This is a genomic window from Methanolinea mesophila (assembly GCF_017873855.1).
GTDB classification, from domain to species: domain Archaea; phylum Halobacteriota; class Methanomicrobia; order Methanomicrobiales; family Methanospirillaceae; genus Methanolinea_B; species Methanolinea_B mesophila.
The window spans coordinates 1778354-1794963 of the sequence record NZ_JAGGKR010000001.1; the positions used below are offsets into that span (position 1 = coordinate 1778354).

Below are 16610 nucleotides of genomic sequence, written 5' to 3' on the forward strand. Positions count from 1 at the left end.
AACGATCCAGTGGAGCTTGTACCTTTGCTGGTTACTTTTCATTCTAACACGTATAAACAGGCCTACGATCTGTTGAACAAGTCTTGGATGACCGAGGAGGAGCTCTGCGAGGCTATCGCGGACGGGGGTGTCATGGAATGTCTCCAGATACTGAAGAAAGGGAACCTGATCGAGGAGCAGTGGCGGATGCCGGAACAGGGCCAGAGGCCGGTCAAGGAGTACCGGGCGACCTACAATAAATTCCGGGCAAATTTTCAGTGCAACTTCATCGATCTCTCTGACCTCCTCTTCATCTCGATGTCGAACGACGAAAACCTGAGAGACCTGGGAGAGAAGGTGGCAGAAGAACTGGAGAAAGGGAACAGCTCCATCAACGATATCGCCAGAAAATTCGGAGTGAGCCCGGTCTTCATCAAGGGACTTGCCAAGCGGATCCCCCACCTCGACGTGAAGGGGCAGGGGCTGATCGTCATTGACCGGGGTCAGTAAGGATCCGCTCTATACCATCCTGCGGAGCAAGCGGGAGGTCTCGAGGCTGCAGATACTGGTCGAGATTGCGGAGCACCAGCCTGCGGTCCGGCAGCAGGAGGTCGCCGCCAAGCTGGGCGTGACCCCGCAGGCCGTTTCGGAGTACATCCGGGAGATGGTCGACGAGGGAATGGTCGCGGCGCACGGGAGGGGGAGGTACAGCGTAACCCGTTCGGGGATCGAGTGGGTAATCCACAACGCCGAGGCCCTCGAGACCTATGCACGTCATATCAGGAAGGACATCATCCAGCAGGTATCCATCTGGACCGCAATCGCCGCGGTCGACCTCCGCGAGGGTGAGGAGGTCGGGGTCTACATGAAGGACGGCTGGTTATACGCCGGGAAAGAACCCCAGAGCGCCATGGGTACCGTGATCCAGGGTGTAAAGGCCGGCGAGGATGTCGGGGTCGCGAGACTGAACGGGATCATCAGGCACAGCGAAGGGACGGTCTATGTCTGCAAGGTCCCCCGGGTGCAGCGTGGAGGCTCCCGGAAGGTGCGAAAGGAGCGGCTCAGGGATCTCATCGCGAAAAGCGGAGTGGTCGCCGCGGTGGGTCTGGAAGCGTATATTGCGGTCATGACCGCGGGAAAGAAACCGGATATGTTCTTCGGCGCGCGTGAAGGGGTCATCGAAGCGGCGTTCCACGGGATCGACTGCACGATCGTGATCGTGGATGAAGAGTTCACGGATTTCCTAAAGCGGCTGGAGAGCGTGCAGCTGGGATACCAGATCCACGACCTGGTCGCCTCATGAAGATCATAGTCCATCCCCAGAGGGGCACGTACAAGATCCTTTTTTACGACGACCGTGCCGTCAGGGGGGTGGGGATCGTCGAACTCTCATCCGGGCCCAAAGGGACGCGGCCTTCCCATTACCGCCTCAGGTGGGCGAACAAGCGGCAGTTCAAACATACCCCGCCGAAGGAACTGATCGACTCGCTCCGGAAGTCGCAGGTATTCCTCACCAGGAAAGACAGTGAATTCGAGGAGTTCCTGAATGCATTCCAGGTCCCCGTACACTACGCGGATCTCTGCCGGATGTGCCTGCTCGAGGAACGGGTGACCCCGCTCGACCGGAAAACCTCGGTGAAGTTCGGAAAATCCGAGCAGATCTGTCCCGATTGTGCGAAGAGAGAACTCCGCCGGGAACTGGCTCATATGGGGAAGATCGGACGCTCGGCGATGGGGCATGTCGACGAACTCCTCGCCCGCTTCCGGGATATCGACAAGGTCCTCGCGAGCGTCCAGCCCGATGAGCGGCGGTCGGGAAAGACGCTCTACGACCGGCTGGAAGCGCATGCGGTCCAGAAGACCGCATCCCTCGACGAACTCCCCCTCCCGAGGAAGTTCGTGGACACGGCCGGGGTGGAACATCTTATGCCCGCCCAGCAGATGGCGGTCGACGCCGGGCTGCTCTACGGAAAGGACCTCCTGATTGTCTCCGCCACCGCGAGCGGCAAGACCTTCATCGGCGAAATGGCGGGCATGAAAAATTACCTCGAAGGACGGGGCAGGATGCTTTTCCTCGTCCCCCTGGTGGCGCTCGCAGTGCAGAAGTACCACCGGTTCGACGAGCGGTACGGGAAGGTCGCCGGTACTGGACTCATGATCGGGAAGAGCCGCGTCCGCCTCCCGGACAGCCAGCAGGTGGGCGACAGGAACGCCAGGGCACCGATCCTCGTGGGGACCTACGAAGGGGTCGACCACATGATCCGGACGGGGAAGAAGCTCACCGGCATCGGCACGGTAGTCATCGACGAGGTCCAGATGCTGGAGGATCAGGACCGGGGGCACCGTCTGGACGGGCTGATCGCCCGCCTGAAGTTCCTCGCTCCGAAGGCCCAGTTCCTGTATCTCTCGGCGACCATCGGTCTCCCGAAGGTCCTTGCAAAGAAGCTCTCCGCTACGCTTGTCCGGTACGACGAGCGGCCGGTAGCCCTGGAGCGCTATCTCTATTTCATCGAGCACAAGCAGAAGATCCCGAACATAAAGAAACTCTGCGAGGAGGAGTATGCAATGACCTCTTCCAAGGGGTTCCATGGGCAGACCATCGTGTTCACCCATTCGCGGGCCCGGTGTCACGTGATCGCGGATGCACTGGGGCCGAGGTATGCGGCCTATCATGCCGGGCTGACCGCACAGGAGCGAAGGGATGTCGAGGACAAGTTTCTCAGGGGGAAGCTCAAGGCGGTGGTGACTACCGCAGCCCTGGGTGCAGGAGTGGACTTCCCCGCCTCGCAGGTGATCTTCGATTCACTGGCCATGGGGATCTCATGGCTCTCGGTCCAGGAGTTCCACCAGATGGCGGGAAGGGCGGGGAGGCCCGACTACCACGATCTGGGGAAGGTGGTGATCCTTGCAGAACCGGGCGGCACCTACTCCCGGAACGCCTCGGGAACCGAGGAGGAGGTGGCCCTCCGGCTGCTGAAAGGGGAGATGGAAGAGGTGGCCCCGGTATTTGATACCGAGCAGAGTTCCGAGGAGTTTGCCGCCAACGCGGTGGTGGCTCTGGGCGATTACGCGGCCCTCGAATGGATCAACTCCCGCATGGTGGGGAGCATGGAACCCGTGGCAGACCTCCTTTCCGGGGAAGGCCTGGTCCGCAGGGAAAAAGACCGCCTTGTGCTCCTCCCGCTCGCCAGGGTGATGGCCGAACATTTCATCGGGGTGGAGCGGCTGCTGGAGATCCTGCGGCTGGTAAAGACCATGGACGACCCGATCGAGATCCTGGCGGAACTCGAATGCAGCGGGTACGAACAGGAAAAGCGGGAACGGGAGAGAAAGGGAAGGAAATGACCGGGATTATTCCTTTTCGATCAGGCAGACCCAGCGGTCGTAGATCGGGTCCCGGGAGTTTTCGTGCAGGTCCACGTCCCTGCCGAGTCTCTGTGCCCAGTCCCTGACCCGTTCCGCTTCCCGTCCCGTCCCCACCGTGATGAGGACACGTGATGCGAGCGTGACCAGCGAAACCGTGATAGCTTCCCATATGTCCTGGTTATAAGCGTTGATCTCCCCGAACATCAGCCCCAGGCCCCGATCTGCGGGGTCCATGTAGTCTTCCGCCCGCGTGGCGTCGATATGCATGGTCTCGCCCGGAACGAGCCTCCCGGTGTGGAGGCCCAGGGAGAGCAGCGCAATATCGTTATCGAAGGAAAGGGTCCTGAACCCCATCTGCCGGAGGGCCTGCGACCCCACTCCGGACCCGCAGCAGCAGTCGAGACAGGTCTCTCCGGCAGCCGGTCCCCAGAATTCCGAAAGCAGGGAGCTCACCTGTCCGGCCCGCGAGGGGTTGAGGTCCTCGAGGGCGGGGGTGACCTCCCTGGCGATCAGGGTGCTGTAATACTCGCGGACGGCGGCCGCCCAGGCGGGCCGGGAGTCCTGGAACACGTCGCCGCCGAGTTCCTCGAACCGCTCGATGAGTGCCGCGGTAGGCCGCCGCAGATGAAAGGACCCTGCGACCCAGCCGTCCCGGACTTCTACCGCCAGGGCGAGGGGATCGCTCTCCTCGTCCACCAGGAGTCTCCCCTGGTCCGCGGGGAGGTCTATCAGCGCCTGGGTATAATCAGGCGAAGTGAGGTCCGCGAACGAGGGTTCGATAAAGACGAGGTCATCCAGTTCCATGAGCGCCGATGCGCTTGATCCTGGGTTATCGGTCATCTTCTCCCTCCGGTCAGGCCCCGTACTTATGGGACTTGTTGATCAGGTCGAGCAGTACCGGCATCAGGGAATTCCCGGACAGGCGGTGCAGGCCGCCACGGGCACAGGCGAGCTCGTCGAAGGAACCGACGTTGTCCACCCGCACTCCTTCGCCGCGGATTACCAGCGGGACAGGGTCCGCGCTATGATCTTTCACGCTGCACGGGGTGCTGTGGTCTGCGCAGACTGCGATAATGCAGTCCTCCAGTTCCAGGAAGGGCGCGAGGGCAAGGTCAACCTTCTCGATGAAATCACGTTTCTCCACGGCTTTTCCATCGTGGCCGGCCTCGTCTGCGCCCTTGATGTTCAACAGCACGAAATCCCGTTTTTCGAGCTCCCGGAGTGTTGCCTCTACCTTTCCGGTGAGGTTGGTATCCACCGATCCGGTAGCCCCGCTGACAGGAACGTGGTGCAGCCCGACGGAGATCCCGATCCCGGAAATCAGGGTTGCCGCGGCGATAACGCTCCCGGAAAGTCCGTATCTTTGCTCGAACGGTTCGAAATGACCCATCTCCCCTGCCCCGCGAATGAGGATCACGTTTGCCGGTGCGAGCCCCTTCTCCATTCGCTCCGTGTTCAGCGGATGGGAATCCAAAATAGCGGTGGACTGGCGGACGAACTCGTTCAGGACCTCCGCGGTCTTCCTGTCGCCGGGAGTATCTTTCTTCTCCTCGAACTCCAGCGGAGGAACACCCTCTTTCTTCGGGTCGTTCGACGAGACGCAGTGCCCGAGACCCTCTCCTTTCAGAGCGAGGGCGGCACGGTGCCCTGCCCCGGAGCGGAATACAAATCCGACTCCCAAAGAAGAGAGGTCGACCCGCTCCTGGATCGCCGCACTCAACGGTTCCGTGTTATGGATCCTCCCCGCTCTGCGGTCGATGACCTTTCCCTCGCGGTCCAGGGTGGCATAGTTGCACCGGAACCCGATCATCCCCGGTTCCATCCGGATCCCGTTTCCCAGTGCCTCGAGGGGTCCCCTGCCGGTATAGTACTTCCGGGGAGGATACCCGAGGAGTGCGAGGTGGGCGGTGTCGGAACCGGGACGGATGCCGGGGGCTATGGTATCCATGATCCCGGTGATCCCTTCCCGGGCGATCTGGTCCAGGACGGGGGTGAGTGCGGCCTGGAGCGGGGTGTGCCCCGCGAGCTCGGGGCACGGCCTGTCCGATACGCCGTCCAGTACCAGCAGCAGGATTTTGTGTGCGGTCATTTGGAGAGAGATAGGACCCGGGATTAATTTAACTTCACTTTTTCCCCTGCGGGAGATGGTATCGTTTACTCTCCTGGGGGTTCGCACTCGCTGAAAAGGTGACCTGTATGTGCAAGGATCGCGGGAATATGAGACAATCCACTTGCCGGCATTTGAGCCGTTCGTGATCTGGTGAGGTTAAGGAAAAAAAGTGGTTATGCAGCCCGGGTCGCTTCGACCTTGGACTTGATGATCTCAACCCTGCGGACCGGGAAGATGGTCTTGACGTCCTTGAAGAGTTCCTTGGAGATCTCCCCGTTGACGATCCCGTTGAGCAGGGACTCCAGGTCGATCTGGGTTGCAATAGCGGTCACCTTTGCGGTGATAGTCCCCCGGATGGCATGGACCTGGCTTAAGTTCGCCCGGTTGAGGGTGAAGCAGGTCACGGTGAGGGCTACCTTCTTCCCGTCCTTGGTCTGGATGGGGATGTGGCAGTCGATCCGGGAGGTGCGCCGCTTTACCATCGAGCGAAGATAGTCCTTGGTCATCTCGTGCCCCATGAATTCTGCGTTCGCGGAGTCCCCGGCCACACTGGCCACCCGGAACTTCATCTTCACGTTCTGTTTCGCATAGTCGTTCGTCAGTTCACCGAGTGTGGTCTGCATAACCCTGCCGACCACGCTCTCTGCGTCGTTGGCGATAGTATCGCCAAGATAGGCCTTGCCAAGGTTCTCGGGTGCGTACACCTTGTACCAGCTCTTGGCTTTCCAGCCTTCGACTCTTCGTCCTACCTGTTTCTTTCTTGCCATGATTTCACCAAATTAAAGGAACCTGAAGAGTTCCTTCGGTTCTCCGATTATTTCCGCCACGCATTCGGGCCAGTTCTCACAGTCCAGTCCTTTCTGGGCCAGGAATGCGGCAGTCCAGCGTTCGAGCCCGATCCCGGAGCACCCGGACCAGCATTCGGCCCCGCTCTGGATCTTGACGTTGAACCCCGAGGGGTACTTGTCCCCGTTGATGCTTACGTTCTGGAACTCGAGCCAGCTCTCGCTGTAGGGGAGATATGCTTCGTAATCGGTGGTTCCGATACGGCTCCCGCACCCGCAGCCGCAGGAGTCCTCCGTCTCGATCATCCCTTCCTGGGCCATGAACCAGGGAGTCACCCGGGCACACCGCCATTCCAGTTCCAGGATATCCTCGAAGACACGGACGTAGGCTTCGTGCAGCCGGTCCGCGATCTCCACCGTCTGTTCCGGGGTCCCGAGCCACAGGATCTCGATCCGGTGGAACTCGTCCACCCGCTCGATCCCGTGGATCCCGCCGCTCTCATAGCGGTGCGAAGTGCCGCTCCGGTCGAATATCCGGGCCGGGAGGCAGTCGTTCGCCAGGGTCTCGCCCTGGATGAAGGGCCAGAACGAGGGGCACTGGGCGTAACAGAGTCCTCCGATGGGCCCGTCGATCCGCTTCCTGATCTCGTCGACCCAGACCTCGCCGGTGACTTTGAAGTAGTCTCCGATGTCTTCCCAATACGCCGGATCCCGGGTCTTTGGGGTGCAGACGTAGTAGATCTCGGGATAGACCCCCTTGGCGTGCCCGGACTTCTTCCAGACCTCCCAGGGGACCAGTTTCGGGAAGATCATCTCGGTGAATCCCAGGGGTTCGATGATCTCCTTCATCACGATCTTCTCGAAGGCCCGGAACAGCTGGGTCGACTGCGGCCCGTGGATCCACTGGCCGCGTGACAGGGCGTGCCTGACCCAGCCCCTGCGGATCATCTCCTCCGTGGGGTCGCCCTCGAACGTCCGGGGTTTCTTTCCGCTTTCGAAGACCAGGTCCCAGTGTTCGGCCTTGCCGCCGTACCCTGCAGCCTGGATCTTCTCCTCCACCAGCCGGACGATCCGGTCCGGCACCTTGTTCTCCAGGTCCGCGGCGGTGAGGTCGAGCCTCATCCGGAGGGTATCCCCGGCGAGGGAACTCTCCTTGATGAAGGGAAGCGCCGGGATCCTCAATCCTTCCGGGAACTCCCCCTTCATCTCCACCGTGTAATCCAGGACCTCGATCACGCGCAGCCCCAGCCGGAATTTCCCGAGCGTCGGGGCGATCTGCTTCCTGAAACGGAAGAGGGCGTCGTGGACCCGGGTATACGTGCCGCTCTCCAGGTCAAGCAGGAGGCGGTTGCCTTCTGCCTGCCAGCCGGCGATCCTGCCGACCTCGCGCTCATCCGCGTCCTTCGGTACCCCCTTCCTGAACAGGACGGTGTTGGCCTCCCGGACCAGGTTTTCGACCGCCGGGCGGGCCTCGTCCGGTATCTCTGCGCTGAACTGGAGTCCGGCCTTCAATCCGAAGCGAGTGTACATATCTCCTCCGCTATACCGAGATTCATCAGATAATCATCCACCGATGCAATCACCGACCGGAGCCGGTGCCCTTCAACCGCCGTGACGACCCTGTCGCCGTCGGAGCTCGTGACCATGGATGCGAGGTTGTCCGGGCGGATCGCTCCGCCCACGCAGGCCGCACGGTCGTGGACCGTCCGGATGACTCCTTCGATCCGCGTCATGCACCCATCACCTTCGCCATGTGGCTCCGGAACTGGTCCAGCCTCGCGCAGGAGATGGTCGCTCCCGCCCGCAGGTGGTGCCCTCCGCCGAACCCTTCGCACTGGATGGCCGCGTTCCGCACCTCTTCGCCGAGGTTCTTACCGGCGCACCCGGGGCACCTGGCAGAGATATGGCAGAGTTCGTCCGCCCGGGCGACCACGAAGACCGGGCCCTTCCGCGGGCAGTCCCAGGCAAGGGCGTCGGCGACGTCGCTCGCGAGGCGGGGTTCTCCGGTCATGAAGAACCCGTCCCCGTCGGCGGCGCACCCGAGCTCCCTGAGCGTGCGGATGACTGCGGCACGGTGCCCGAGGGCAACCGTCCAGGCCGACGCGATCCCGTCCGTGCTCCTCATGCAGAGCGATGCGGCGAGCCCGCCCTGTCCTTCCTTGCCGCAGGCGTCCACCACCGCGGTAAGGCTGTGGGCGTCCGGGATCACCTCCCGCTCCAGGACCAGGCAGTCCCCGTAGATCGAGGTCATCGCCTTCTCCGTGGCATAGGGGCTGATACGGAGTATCACCAGCGAGAGCAAAGTGTCGAGGGCCAGGCCGTCATCTTCCATCGATGATTCGATCAGGTCCGCCACTGCGACCTCGTCCCCGCTTATCTGGTGAAGGTAGGGGTTTATTGCGAGCGAGAGTCTCTCGTGCTCGTCCCTGCCTGCGAGGCGGAGGCCCCTGCCGGTGGTGATCACTCCCTCTGCGGCGCCTTCGTTGAAGATCTCCAGGTTCGTTCCCGCAAGTTCCTGCCCGTCGCCGAGGATACCCAGCATGACCAGGCCGGAGAGGTCGCGGTTATCGCCCATGGCCTGGGCCACGAGGTAGGCCGCCCCCGAGGCGGAGAGCTCCCGGTCCCCGTCGATGCCGAAGAGCCGGGGGTTCACGTGCAGTCCGCCCCGGAAGTGGGGGAGGTGGTGGTCCACGACCATCACTTCGGGGGGCAGGTCTTCCAGCCCGGACCCGAAGTCGCAGAGCAGGGTGGGGACCTCCGGTGAGACGTGGGCCGGGCTGATCCGGTCCCTGACCCGGAGCCGGAAGTGGACCCCGCTCCTCGCCATGGCCATACACAGTATGGACGCGGAGGCGATGCCGTCCGCATCGTGGTGGGCGTAGACTTCCACAAACTCCTGGCGCTTCAGGTGGTCTGCGAGCTGGTCGGCGGATTCTTCGAGGGACATCAGATCATCTGGAGAGAAGGATCTCGGCGGTTTCGGGTTTGTAGCTCCAGTCGCTGGGCAGCCTGCCGCTTCCGGTGTAGTACCGCACCAGGCGCCTGACCTTCGATTCGGTCAGCTGCAGCTGCCGCTTGTTGTGCAGGTCGTTCTTGTTCTCCGAAAGGTGTTTCCGCAGTCCGAGGGCCTTGACGATAAGGTTCCTTAAGTCTTCGGGGATCTCGGAGCGCATTCCCTTCGTGTTCAGGATCTCATCGATCCGCTTTCCGGTGACGAGTTTCACATCGGGGACGCCGTAACGGTCCCTGAGGATCAGCCCGATCCGTGCGGAGGTGAGCCCTTCTTTTCTCAGGTCCACCACGATCTTCTCGATCGCCTCGACGTCGGTATTGGCCCAGGCGGGCGCCTCTTTACGATAGGGGCGCACCGAGCCGGAATGGCCTCTCCGGCGTGCATGCATTCGTGCCATGATCTACCTCCAAGTATTAGGCATATAAATCCGAAAAGAGCCGCATTCGGCTGACTCTCTGTAATCCCAGAGCCTCGCAGGCGAGGCCGTGCCGGATGGCACGTCGGACTTACATATGCCAGCACCTTCGCGTAGGAAAAGTGCTTCTTTATAAATCGGTCCCACTGGTATTTGAGAGTATCCTCCCGGTCACCCTCTTGCCGTTTTTTTTGTCGGCACTATGGGGAGCACCCGGGCCCGGTGGGACGAAAAAATCGGGTCGTGTGCCGGACGCGGTCACCGGGTTATCCTGTAGGATGGCTCACCCTGCACCCGTTGCGTTCCCGGCCGGATAACCAGGAACGATCCGGGCTCACAGGTCTTCCCTTCCTTCGGTTCCCTTTGGTAGCCTGGTTATCTCCGCATTCGTGACATTCGGCCGGACAAGTAACCCGGGACGGGACATCACTCGCCGTACCGGTTGATTGTCCGGACAAGGTCCGCGAACGCCTCCATCTCAAGGTGCAGGACCTGGTTCCTGGTCATGCCCATGCTGGTCTCTGCATCGGCGGTGAGCGAATCGGGCCCCCGAATCACCTGCCGCTCCTTCCCGTCCCGGGTGAGGACCGTCTCAGCTTCCCGGTCGTACACGAACGCCCTGCCGGGCAGAACGACCAACCGGCGAAGGCACGAGGGATCGACGGCCGAGAGGTCGTCGATGGTGATCAGGCAGGCGATATCCTGCTCCACGGCCACCACGTCAACCCCACCCCCGCAGGCATCGAGGATCGCTTTGAGGAACGGGGCGGCGACCAGCCCGGAGATCACTGTGGCCTTCTTTGCGAGCCTGGGGAGTTTCGCGAGGAGGTCGGGTTCGTTCCGGATCGCGAACGGGGACCCGATCTCGGGATCCCACAGGGGGGTTCCGCTGATTTTCATCCCGTGCCGGGACGAGAGCCCGGTCACGATATCGCGGAACTCGTCAATGGTGTGGACACGCTGCCCCTCGATCACCGGGGCGTTCCGGAGTATCAGCCCCTGGTCCCGGCGGTTGGCAAACCGCATCGCGATGAGTCCTTTCGCCCCCCGTTCTTCCAGCCACTCGCAGGTCTCTTCCAGGACGGGGCCGTCGTTTACCCCCGGGAGGACCACCGTGGCGGCGTAGACCTCGATCTCCCCGCAGAGACGTTCCAGGACCGCGAGCGACGCTTCAGGGGTGGGGTCGTGCATGTACTTTTTCCTGAGCTCCGGCCTCACCGAGAATACGGTGAAAGAGACCTCGGACAGGCCGCAATCGATGAGCAGGTCCGCGATGGCCGGGTCATCGAACCCCTTCCCGCTGGTATACCCGATGTGGAGCGGAGCCTCAAGGCTGGAGAGGAGCTCTACCAGGTCGGTGAACCGGGGATAGCAGCTCGGGTCTCCCCCGCCGCTGATGGTCACCCGGGAGATATCGTCGGTGACGAGCTGGAGCCGGGAGAGCACGTCGTCCGCGACGTCGCGGAGGTCACGGAATCCCGTATAGTACTCTTTCACGCTCCTGGAACAGTAATCGCACCCTTTCTGGTAGGGAGGACAGTACCTGCAGCCGAGCGCTTCGGTCTCTTTGACGTTGCGGAAATAACAGTATTCGCAGAAGCCACGGCAGTCGAGCCCGGGTCTTCCCCCGATGTCCACGGTAAGGTGGGCCATTACCAGTATATCGGCACTGCATTTCTATTAATGCATGGATCCTGCACCGGGAGAACCGCGGGATTACCGGAAGGGCCGCATGCCGGGCCGGACACGGACAGGATGACCCTGTGCGGGATTCTCCCTGGGCGAAGGATCAGGCGCCCCGGTTCCCAGGGTACGCAGACCTCCCTCGGGACGTTATTCATTTTCCTGCACAGCGCGGTCGTCACCGGCGGAACCGGGATTCCGGTAATGCGCATGTCGATACCCATAGAGCGCGTAGATCACCAGACCTATCGCGAGCCATACCACGAAACGGAGGTGGGTGACGGTGGGGAGCGCGAGGATGAGGGCCAGGCAGAAGCCGATGGCCAGGGCCGGGACCAGGGGGACAAGGGGACAGCGGAACGGGCGGGGAAGTTCAGGGCGTGTCCTCCGGAGCACGATGATCCCCACGGACACGATCACGAACGCGGCGAGCGTCCCGATATTCACCAGCTCGGCCATGCTCTCCAGGGGGAGGAGGGACGCAAGGAGGGCGGTGACCGCACCTACCAGGAGGCTTGCCCTTACCGGTGTGCGGAGCGTGGGGTGGACCTTCGCAAAACTCCGGGGCAACAGGCCGTCCCGGGCCATTGCGAAGAAAATCCGGGACTGTCCGTAAAGGAGCACCAGCATCACCGAGGTGATCCCGAGAACCGCTCCCACGGAGATAATTTCCGCTCCCCAGGGTACGCCGACGTATTCCAGGGCGAATGCCACCGGGGCGGAAGTGCCGGCAAGCAGGGAATAGGGCACGATCCCGGTCAGTATCGCGGCGACGACGATGTAGAGTATCGTGCAGATGATCAGGGACACTATAATCCCGATGGGGAGGTCCCGCCCCGGATTTCTTACCTCCTCGGCAGCGGTCGATACCGCATCAAACCCTATGTAGGCGAAAAAAACGATTGCCGCACCCGCGAGCACCCCGCTCCAGCCGAAGGGGAGGAACGGGTTCCAGTTGGCCGGGTCGATGTAGAAGACGCCCAGGGCGATGAAGAAGAGGACCACGCTGATCTTCGCCACAACGATCGCGGTGTTCACCCGTGCGCTGCCTTTCACCCCGGAGATAAGGAGGAGCGTGATCAGGGCGATGATCAGGATGGCCGGGAGGTTGATCACGCCACCCTCAATCCCTGGGGGATTTACAAGTGCGGGGGGGAGGACAACCCCGATCTCGGTGAGGAAGCTGTTCATGTAGCCCGACCATCCCACGGCCACAACGGCGATGGAGACCGAGTATTCCAGTATCAGGTCCCACCCGATTATCCAGGCCCAGATCTCTCCGAGGGATGCATAACTGTAAGTGTACGCGCTTCCCGCCAGCGGGACCATGGTTGCGAATTCCGCGTAGCACAAGGCCGCGAAAAGACAGGCCGTGCCGGCAATCATGAAGGAAAAGACCAGGCCCGGTCCGGCGAAGTCTGCCGCGGCAACACCGGTGATCACAAAGATCCCGGTCCCGATGATCGCCCCTATCCCGAAGAAGATCAACTCGATGGGCCCGATGACCTTCTTTAAGGCGTGCTCCCCGGCACAGCAGGACATGATCTCTTCCACCGATCGGGTCCGGAGGAGCCGCTGCCGGAGCGAGGGGGCATCATCCATATCTGATCCTCTACCGGGGAATATTAAAGAAGCAGGAAATTTCATGGACTTTCCTGCGAAGAGTGATCCGCAATGAGAAAGAGCCGGGAGATCCTCCTTAAGTACCGGTATGACGCCCGGTATCGGTTCTCCGACCTGGAGGTCTGCTATATCGACAGAGGCGCTCCGGGAAACGTGACCTGCATCGGTGGCGATCGGATCGAGGAACTGGGTCCCTACGGGCTCGAACTCTTCTCTCCCTACGGCACGACTACGATTCCCTATCACCGCGTGGTGAAGATCCGGTACCACGGGGCGGTAATATGGGAGAGGGGGCGACCAAAGATCGAAGGACAAGGACTTCCGGGGGATCAGGCAGGCCAGGATCCGGATCAATAAGAGTGAATTACTATCAGACAAGCCCTATTTTGGAAGCGGAACAGAACTGCCGGAGACAAGGCCGGAGAGGATCCAGATCAATAAGAGTGAATTGCCATCCGGGAAGTCCTACTTTGGAAGCGGAACAGAATTGCCGGGGGAAATGGCCGGAGAGGATCCAGATCAATAAGAGTGAATTACCATCCGGGAAGTCCTCCTTTGGAAGCGGAACAGAACTGCCGGGGGTGACATGGCCGGAGAGGATCCAGATCAATAAGAGTGAATTGCCATCCGGGAAGTCCTACTTTGGAAACGGAACAGAACTGCCGGGGGAAATGGCCGGAGAGGATCCAAATCAATAAGATTGAATTGCCATCCGGGAAGTCCTACTTTGGAAACGGAACAGAACTGCCGGGATGACATGGCCGGAGAGGATCCACCGCAACAAAAGTGAAACACTATCCTTCAAGACTCGTTTTGAAAGAAAAAGTGAGGGTATGGGAGTATTTCAATCGGCCGGGAAGGTCAGGTTGATGCCCGGGGGGATCTGCGGTTCGTACGAAACCCGGTCCAGCGTCAGGTTCGGGACTCCCTGGGGGTGCATCACGTCCTGCACGGGATCGTACACCAGGATGGTGTTCACCGGGATCACCTGGTAGGTCATCGTTTCGTGGTCGAGCACTATGCCGTCCCCGGTGAGGTTATAATATACGGAGCCCTCCTTCTCCCACGACCCGGTGAGCCATATCTCGTAGGAAAGATTCACCGAAGGGTCCGCCGAGAAGACGCCGGCGTCGAACCGTCCGTAGTCCTTGAACACCCAGAGTTCCCTGACGGAGCTGCTGGGATCGGGGGCGTCGATCCAGGCCCCTACGATAGGATCGGTACCGGCCGGGGGGGTCGGAGTGGTCGTGGCATTTCCGGCGGGCGCCGTGGTGCACCCGGCAAAAAGAAGCATGATCGCCAGTATCCCGGCCACCAGAATTGCTGCAGGATATTTCATGTTTTTCACCAGATCCACTCGTCCGCCCGGACTATATTCTTTCTCTCCCGGGAGTGTGATCGAAGGGGTCATGAATCATAGAAGAATAGTCCTGTTGTCCCGATTCCACACTGTCACCACTTTTTTTAGCCATGAGAACGTATGGTATATGGCGCCCCAGTGGCTTAGCTGGCAGAGCGGCTGACTTGTAATCAGCAGGTCCCGTGTTCAAATCACGGCTGGGGCTTTAGGACAGTGTGTTCAAAGCTCTAGAAACATTTTTTACCCCTTCTCTGCCACGATCTATTATGTCTTCCACAGCAACGACTACTGTATCCGATTTTAATCAGATCAAGCCAGACTATCCTGAACGCTCTATCCTCAAGGGACTTCGGAATAACGTCATTACCGAAGAGGATGCCCGTCTTATCCGGGCTTTCACGGCAGAGATGCAGTCCGCCCGGGACATCAGTCTGAAGCGGGCCCACAAGCTGACCTATTCTCTCGTTGGGTTGAGGAGATTCATTGGTCCGTTCCGGGAGAATGACATGGCCGCCTTGTATGTGGGCATCGCAGCACTCAAGAATGGGAAAAGCCTCAAGAACAAACCCTATAGCGCGAATTCAATCCGCGACCACCTTCTTACCCTGAAGCAGTTCTACCTCTGGCTCGTAGAAAATGAGATGGTAGACATCCCCTTCAAGAAGGTCAAGGCCCTCAAGGTCCCTAACCCGAACAGCATGACCAAAGTGGCCTCGGACCTCCTCACTGTTGAAGAGATCATGGCCATGCTGCATGCCACTGAAAAGAGCCGGGACCGGGCCCTCATCACCATGCTCTACGAGGGAGGGTTCCGAATAGGCGAGATGGGGGTCATGCGTTGGGGAGATATTCAGTTCGATCGCTTTGGCGTGGTTGTCAATGTCATGTTCAAGACCAACAAGCCCAGGTACATCCGGCTCGTAATGTCCCGGGAACACCTGGCAGCTTGGCAGAACGATTATCCATTCCAGCCCGTGACCAACGAAATGCCGGTCTTCCTCACCGAGCGGAAGGCCCCTCTTTCCTATGGAACTGCCGCCTCGCAGTTGAAGCGGATTGCGAAGCGAGCAAAACTGAAGAAACATGTAACTCCGCATCTGTTTCGTCATTCGCGGATTACTCATCTTATCCGTGAGGGAGTATCAGAGAGCGTGATCAAGCTGATGATGTGGGGGAATCTCACCACCGACATGTTCCAGACGTATGCTCATCTCACCGGGTCCGATATAGATAAGGAAATCCTTTCCACGTATGGGATATCAGAAGAGAAACAAGAAAAGGCCAAGACAAGGCTCGAGCCCAGGCAGTGCGAGCATTGCAGGACAATCAATTCTCCCATCTCGAACTACTGCAGCCTCTGCGGCCGGCCGCTCGATGAAGGGGCAGCTGAGACCCATGAGGATATAAAGGCATGGTTCATGGAGCATCCGGAAGAGATGAAGAAATATTTTGAATCAGTTCAAAAAAAAAAAATTAGAAACTATTAATAGAATTATAACGATATAACGAATTTGTTGGTATAAAATGGTAAAAACCCAAAATAATTTTGTCTTAATTTTTTTATTAGTGGTGATCCTTTTTTATTCTGGGTGTGTTAGCTTGTCTGAAAGATATGCAACCCCAAGCGAAACACCTACTATATCTGCAACTCACCCCATCCCTCCAGAAAAAGTTTTTAATCCTATTTATTCATCGGGAGATATTATCAACGATGTAAAATTGGCATACACTGCTTACATGGTTTATGATTATAACAATAAAACAGATTCTTATGGGTTAGTTCAAATTCAAAAATATGCTCAAAACAATTCGTGGGGATACGTCAAAGAATTTAAAATTGAAACAAAATCTCGAAAAATAGTCGAAGATACATACATGTTCAAAGTGGGCCATGTTAATGCAGATGAAATGCTTGTAAATTATGGGCAAATGTTGTATAACACAATACAGCAACAAATCGACACAGGAGTCCCAAAATATTCGGTGGGAGACATTGCTGGAATGTCGTTGTCCTCTGGATCTTATGCGTATCTGATAATACTGGAGTACACACCTGAATCAGATAAATACACAACATCGATGATTCACAAGAAAATGGATGGGAGTTGGGGGTATTATGCCCATGAAATTTATGACGGGACAACCGTTTGTGAATATAATCCAGAATCTTATGGGAGAAAAACGATGGAAAAAATGTACCCGTATAAAATGGGTTCTATTTCACCCAATAATGCAAAATGTGATTTAAATATTCTCAATTTCCAATTATAATTCTT

The 16610-nt window shown here is 59.1% G+C and carries 16 protein-coding genes and 1 tRNA gene; 7 read left to right on the plus strand and 10 right to left on the minus strand.

The window, feature by feature from the left end; translation table 11 throughout:
• The first annotated feature begins 9 nt into the window (after nucleotides 1-9).
• Genes J2741_RS08320 through J2741_RS08330 form a run of 3 tightly spaced genes read left to right on the plus strand, consistent with a single transcriptional unit; the run spans nucleotide 10 to nucleotide 3324 of the window.
• Nucleotides 10-489, plus strand: a complete 480-nt coding sequence (locus J2741_RS08320; protein ID WP_342452247.1) for an ArsR family transcriptional regulator — start codon at nucleotides 10-12, stop codon at nucleotides 487-489.
• Nucleotides 473-1282: a DUF7839 domain-containing protein gene (locus J2741_RS08325; protein WP_209674769.1), complete on the plus strand. Its 810-nt coding sequence runs from the start codon at nucleotides 473-475 to the stop codon at nucleotides 1280-1282. Before J2741_RS08320 ends, J2741_RS08325 begins: the two co-directional genes overlap by 17 nt.
• Nucleotides 1279-3324 (plus strand): DEAD/DEAH box helicase, encoded by a 2046-nt coding sequence (locus J2741_RS08330; protein WP_209674771.1) that lies wholly within the window; start codon nucleotides 1279-1281, stop codon nucleotides 3322-3324. The genes J2741_RS08325 and J2741_RS08330 overlap by 4 nt, the downstream gene beginning before the upstream one ends.
• A 6-nt stretch (nucleotides 3325-3330) precedes the next feature.
• Here the strand turns inward: J2741_RS08330 and J2741_RS08335 are convergent, their stop codons facing one another.
• From J2741_RS08335 to J2741_RS08375, 9 genes are all read right to left on the minus strand, one after another.
• Entirely contained in the window at nucleotides 3331-4185 is an 855-nt protein-coding gene (locus J2741_RS08335) for a hypothetical protein (protein WP_245249462.1), read from the minus strand.
• 13 nt (nucleotides 4186-4198) lie between these two features.
• Complete coding sequence (locus J2741_RS08340) at nucleotides 4199-5434, minus strand: 2,3-bisphosphoglycerate-independent phosphoglycerate mutase (protein ID WP_209674773.1); 1236 nt, start codon at nucleotides 5432-5434, stop codon at nucleotides 4199-4201.
• 194 nt (nucleotides 5435-5628) lie between these two features.
• A complete protein-coding gene (locus J2741_RS08345; protein WP_209674775.1) occupies nucleotides 5629-6222 on the minus strand; it encodes a 30S ribosomal protein S3ae in 594 nt (197 codons plus the stop codon).
• A 12-nt stretch (nucleotides 6223-6234) separates the two neighbouring features.
• Entirely contained in the window at nucleotides 6235-7770 is a 1536-nt protein-coding gene (locus J2741_RS08350; protein WP_209674777.1) for a serine--tRNA ligase, read from the minus strand.
• The gene (locus tag J2741_RS08355) at nucleotides 7749-7973 is read right to left on the minus strand and encodes a KEOPS complex subunit Pcc1 (protein ID WP_209674779.1); all 225 of its coding nucleotides are present in this window, start codon (nucleotides 7971-7973) and stop codon (nucleotides 7749-7751) included. Before J2741_RS08355 ends, J2741_RS08350 begins: the two co-directional genes overlap by 22 nt.
• Nucleotides 7970-9187, minus strand: coding sequence for a DHHA1 domain-containing protein (locus J2741_RS08360; protein ID WP_209674781.1), 1218 nt, complete (start codon nucleotides 9185-9187; stop codon nucleotides 7970-7972). The genes J2741_RS08355 and J2741_RS08360 overlap by 4 nt, the downstream gene beginning before the upstream one ends.
• Nucleotides 9188-9191: 4 nt before the next feature.
• Nucleotides 9192-9650 carry a 30S ribosomal protein S15 gene (locus J2741_RS08365; protein ID WP_209674783.1) on the minus strand — a complete coding sequence of 153 codons (459 nt, stop codon included), beginning with the start codon at nucleotides 9648-9650 and terminating at the stop codon, nucleotides 9192-9194.
• A gap of 444 nt (nucleotides 9651-10094) precedes the next feature.
• Nucleotides 10095-11321 carry a methyl coenzyme M reductase-arginine methyltransferase Mmp10 gene (gene mmp10, locus J2741_RS08370; protein ID WP_209674785.1) on the minus strand — a complete coding sequence of 409 codons (1227 nt, stop codon included), beginning with the start codon at nucleotides 11319-11321 and terminating at the stop codon, nucleotides 10095-10097.
• A gap of 180 nt (nucleotides 11322-11501) precedes the next feature.
• A complete protein-coding gene (locus J2741_RS08375) occupies nucleotides 11502-12953 on the minus strand; it encodes an amino acid permease (RefSeq protein WP_209674786.1) in 1452 nt (483 codons plus the stop codon).
• A gap of 72 nt (nucleotides 12954-13025) precedes the next feature.
• Here J2741_RS08375 and J2741_RS08380 point away from each other — a divergent pair, with 72 nt between their 5' ends.
• Entirely contained in the window at nucleotides 13026-13331 is a 306-nt protein-coding gene (locus J2741_RS08380) for a DUF504 domain-containing protein (RefSeq protein ID WP_209674788.1), read from the plus strand.
• A gap of 487 nt (nucleotides 13332-13818) precedes the next feature.
• On the opposite strand, the gene J2741_RS08385 is transcribed toward J2741_RS08380, so the two are convergent.
• Nucleotides 13819-14313 carry a hypothetical protein gene (locus tag J2741_RS08385; RefSeq protein ID WP_209674790.1) on the minus strand — a complete coding sequence of 165 codons (495 nt, stop codon included), beginning with the start codon at nucleotides 14311-14313 and terminating at the stop codon, nucleotides 13819-13821.
• Nucleotides 14314-14466: 153 nt separating this feature from the next.
• Between J2741_RS08385 and J2741_RS08390 the strand changes: the two genes are divergently transcribed.
• The 3 genes from J2741_RS08390 to J2741_RS08400 all read left to right on the plus strand — a co-directional run bounded on the left by J2741_RS08390 (nucleotide 14467) and on the right by J2741_RS08400 (nucleotide 16605).
• Nucleotides 14467-14539: transfer RNA gene (locus J2741_RS08390), tRNA-Thr, on the plus strand.
• A 61-nt stretch (nucleotides 14540-14600) separates the two neighbouring features.
• Nucleotides 14601-15821: a site-specific integrase gene (locus J2741_RS08395; RefSeq protein WP_209674792.1), complete on the plus strand. Its 1221-nt coding sequence runs from the start codon at nucleotides 14601-14603 to the stop codon at nucleotides 15819-15821.
• Nucleotides 15822-15858: 37 nt separating this feature from the next.
• The gene (locus J2741_RS08400) at nucleotides 15859-16605 is read left to right on the plus strand and encodes a hypothetical protein (RefSeq protein WP_209674794.1); all 747 of its coding nucleotides are present in this window, start codon (nucleotides 15859-15861) and stop codon (nucleotides 16603-16605) included.
• Nucleotides 16606-16610 lie beyond the last annotated feature (5 nt).

What these genes read in the sequence shown, in the direction of transcription:
- J2741_RS08330 (WP_209674771.1), top strand. Translation starts at nt 1,279, where the DNA reads ATGAAGATCATAGTCCATCCCCAGAGGGGCACGTACAAGATCCTTTTT.
- J2741_RS08335 (WP_245249462.1), bottom strand. Translation starts at nt 4,185, where the DNA reads ATGACCGATAACCCAGGATCAAGCGCATCGGCGCTCATGGAACTGGAT.
- J2741_RS08340 (WP_209674773.1), bottom strand. Translation starts at nt 5,434, where the DNA reads ATGACCGCACACAAAATCCTGCTGCTGGTACTGGACGGCGTATCGGAC.
- J2741_RS08345 (WP_209674775.1), bottom strand. Translation starts at nt 6,222, where the DNA reads ATGGCAAGAAAGAAACAGGTAGGACGAAGAGTCGAAGGCTGGAAAGCC.
- J2741_RS08350 (WP_209674777.1), bottom strand. Translation starts at nt 7,770, where the DNA reads ATGTACACTCGCTTCGGATTGAAGGCCGGACTCCAGTTCAGCGCAGAG.
- J2741_RS08355 (WP_209674779.1), bottom strand. Translation starts at nt 7,973, where the DNA reads ATGACGCGGATCGAAGGAGTCATCCGGACGGTCCACGACCGTGCGGCC.
- J2741_RS08360 (WP_209674781.1), bottom strand. Translation starts at nt 9,187, where the DNA reads ATGTCCCTCGAAGAATCCGCCGACCAGCTCGCAGACCACCTGAAGCGC.
- J2741_RS08365 (WP_209674783.1), bottom strand. Translation starts at nt 9,650, where the DNA reads ATGGCACGAATGCATGCACGCCGGAGAGGCCATTCCGGCTCGGTGCGC.
- mmp10 (WP_209674785.1), bottom strand. Translation starts at nt 11,321, where the DNA reads ATGGCCCACCTTACCGTGGACATCGGGGGAAGACCCGGGCTCGACTGC.
- J2741_RS08375 (WP_209674786.1), bottom strand. Translation starts at nt 12,953, where the DNA reads ATGGATGATGCCCCCTCGCTCCGGCAGCGGCTCCTCCGGACCCGATCG.
- J2741_RS08380 (WP_209674788.1), top strand. Translation starts at nt 13,026, where the DNA reads ATGAGAAAGAGCCGGGAGATCCTCCTTAAGTACCGGTATGACGCCCGG.
- J2741_RS08385 (WP_209674790.1), bottom strand. Translation starts at nt 14,313, where the DNA reads ATGAAATATCCTGCAGCAATTCTGGTGGCCGGGATACTGGCGATCATG.
- J2741_RS08395 (WP_209674792.1), top strand. Translation starts at nt 14,601, where the DNA reads ATGTCTTCCACAGCAACGACTACTGTATCCGATTTTAATCAGATCAAG.
- J2741_RS08400 (WP_209674794.1), top strand. Translation starts at nt 15,859, where the DNA reads ATGGTAAAAACCCAAAATAATTTTGTCTTAATTTTTTTATTAGTGGTG.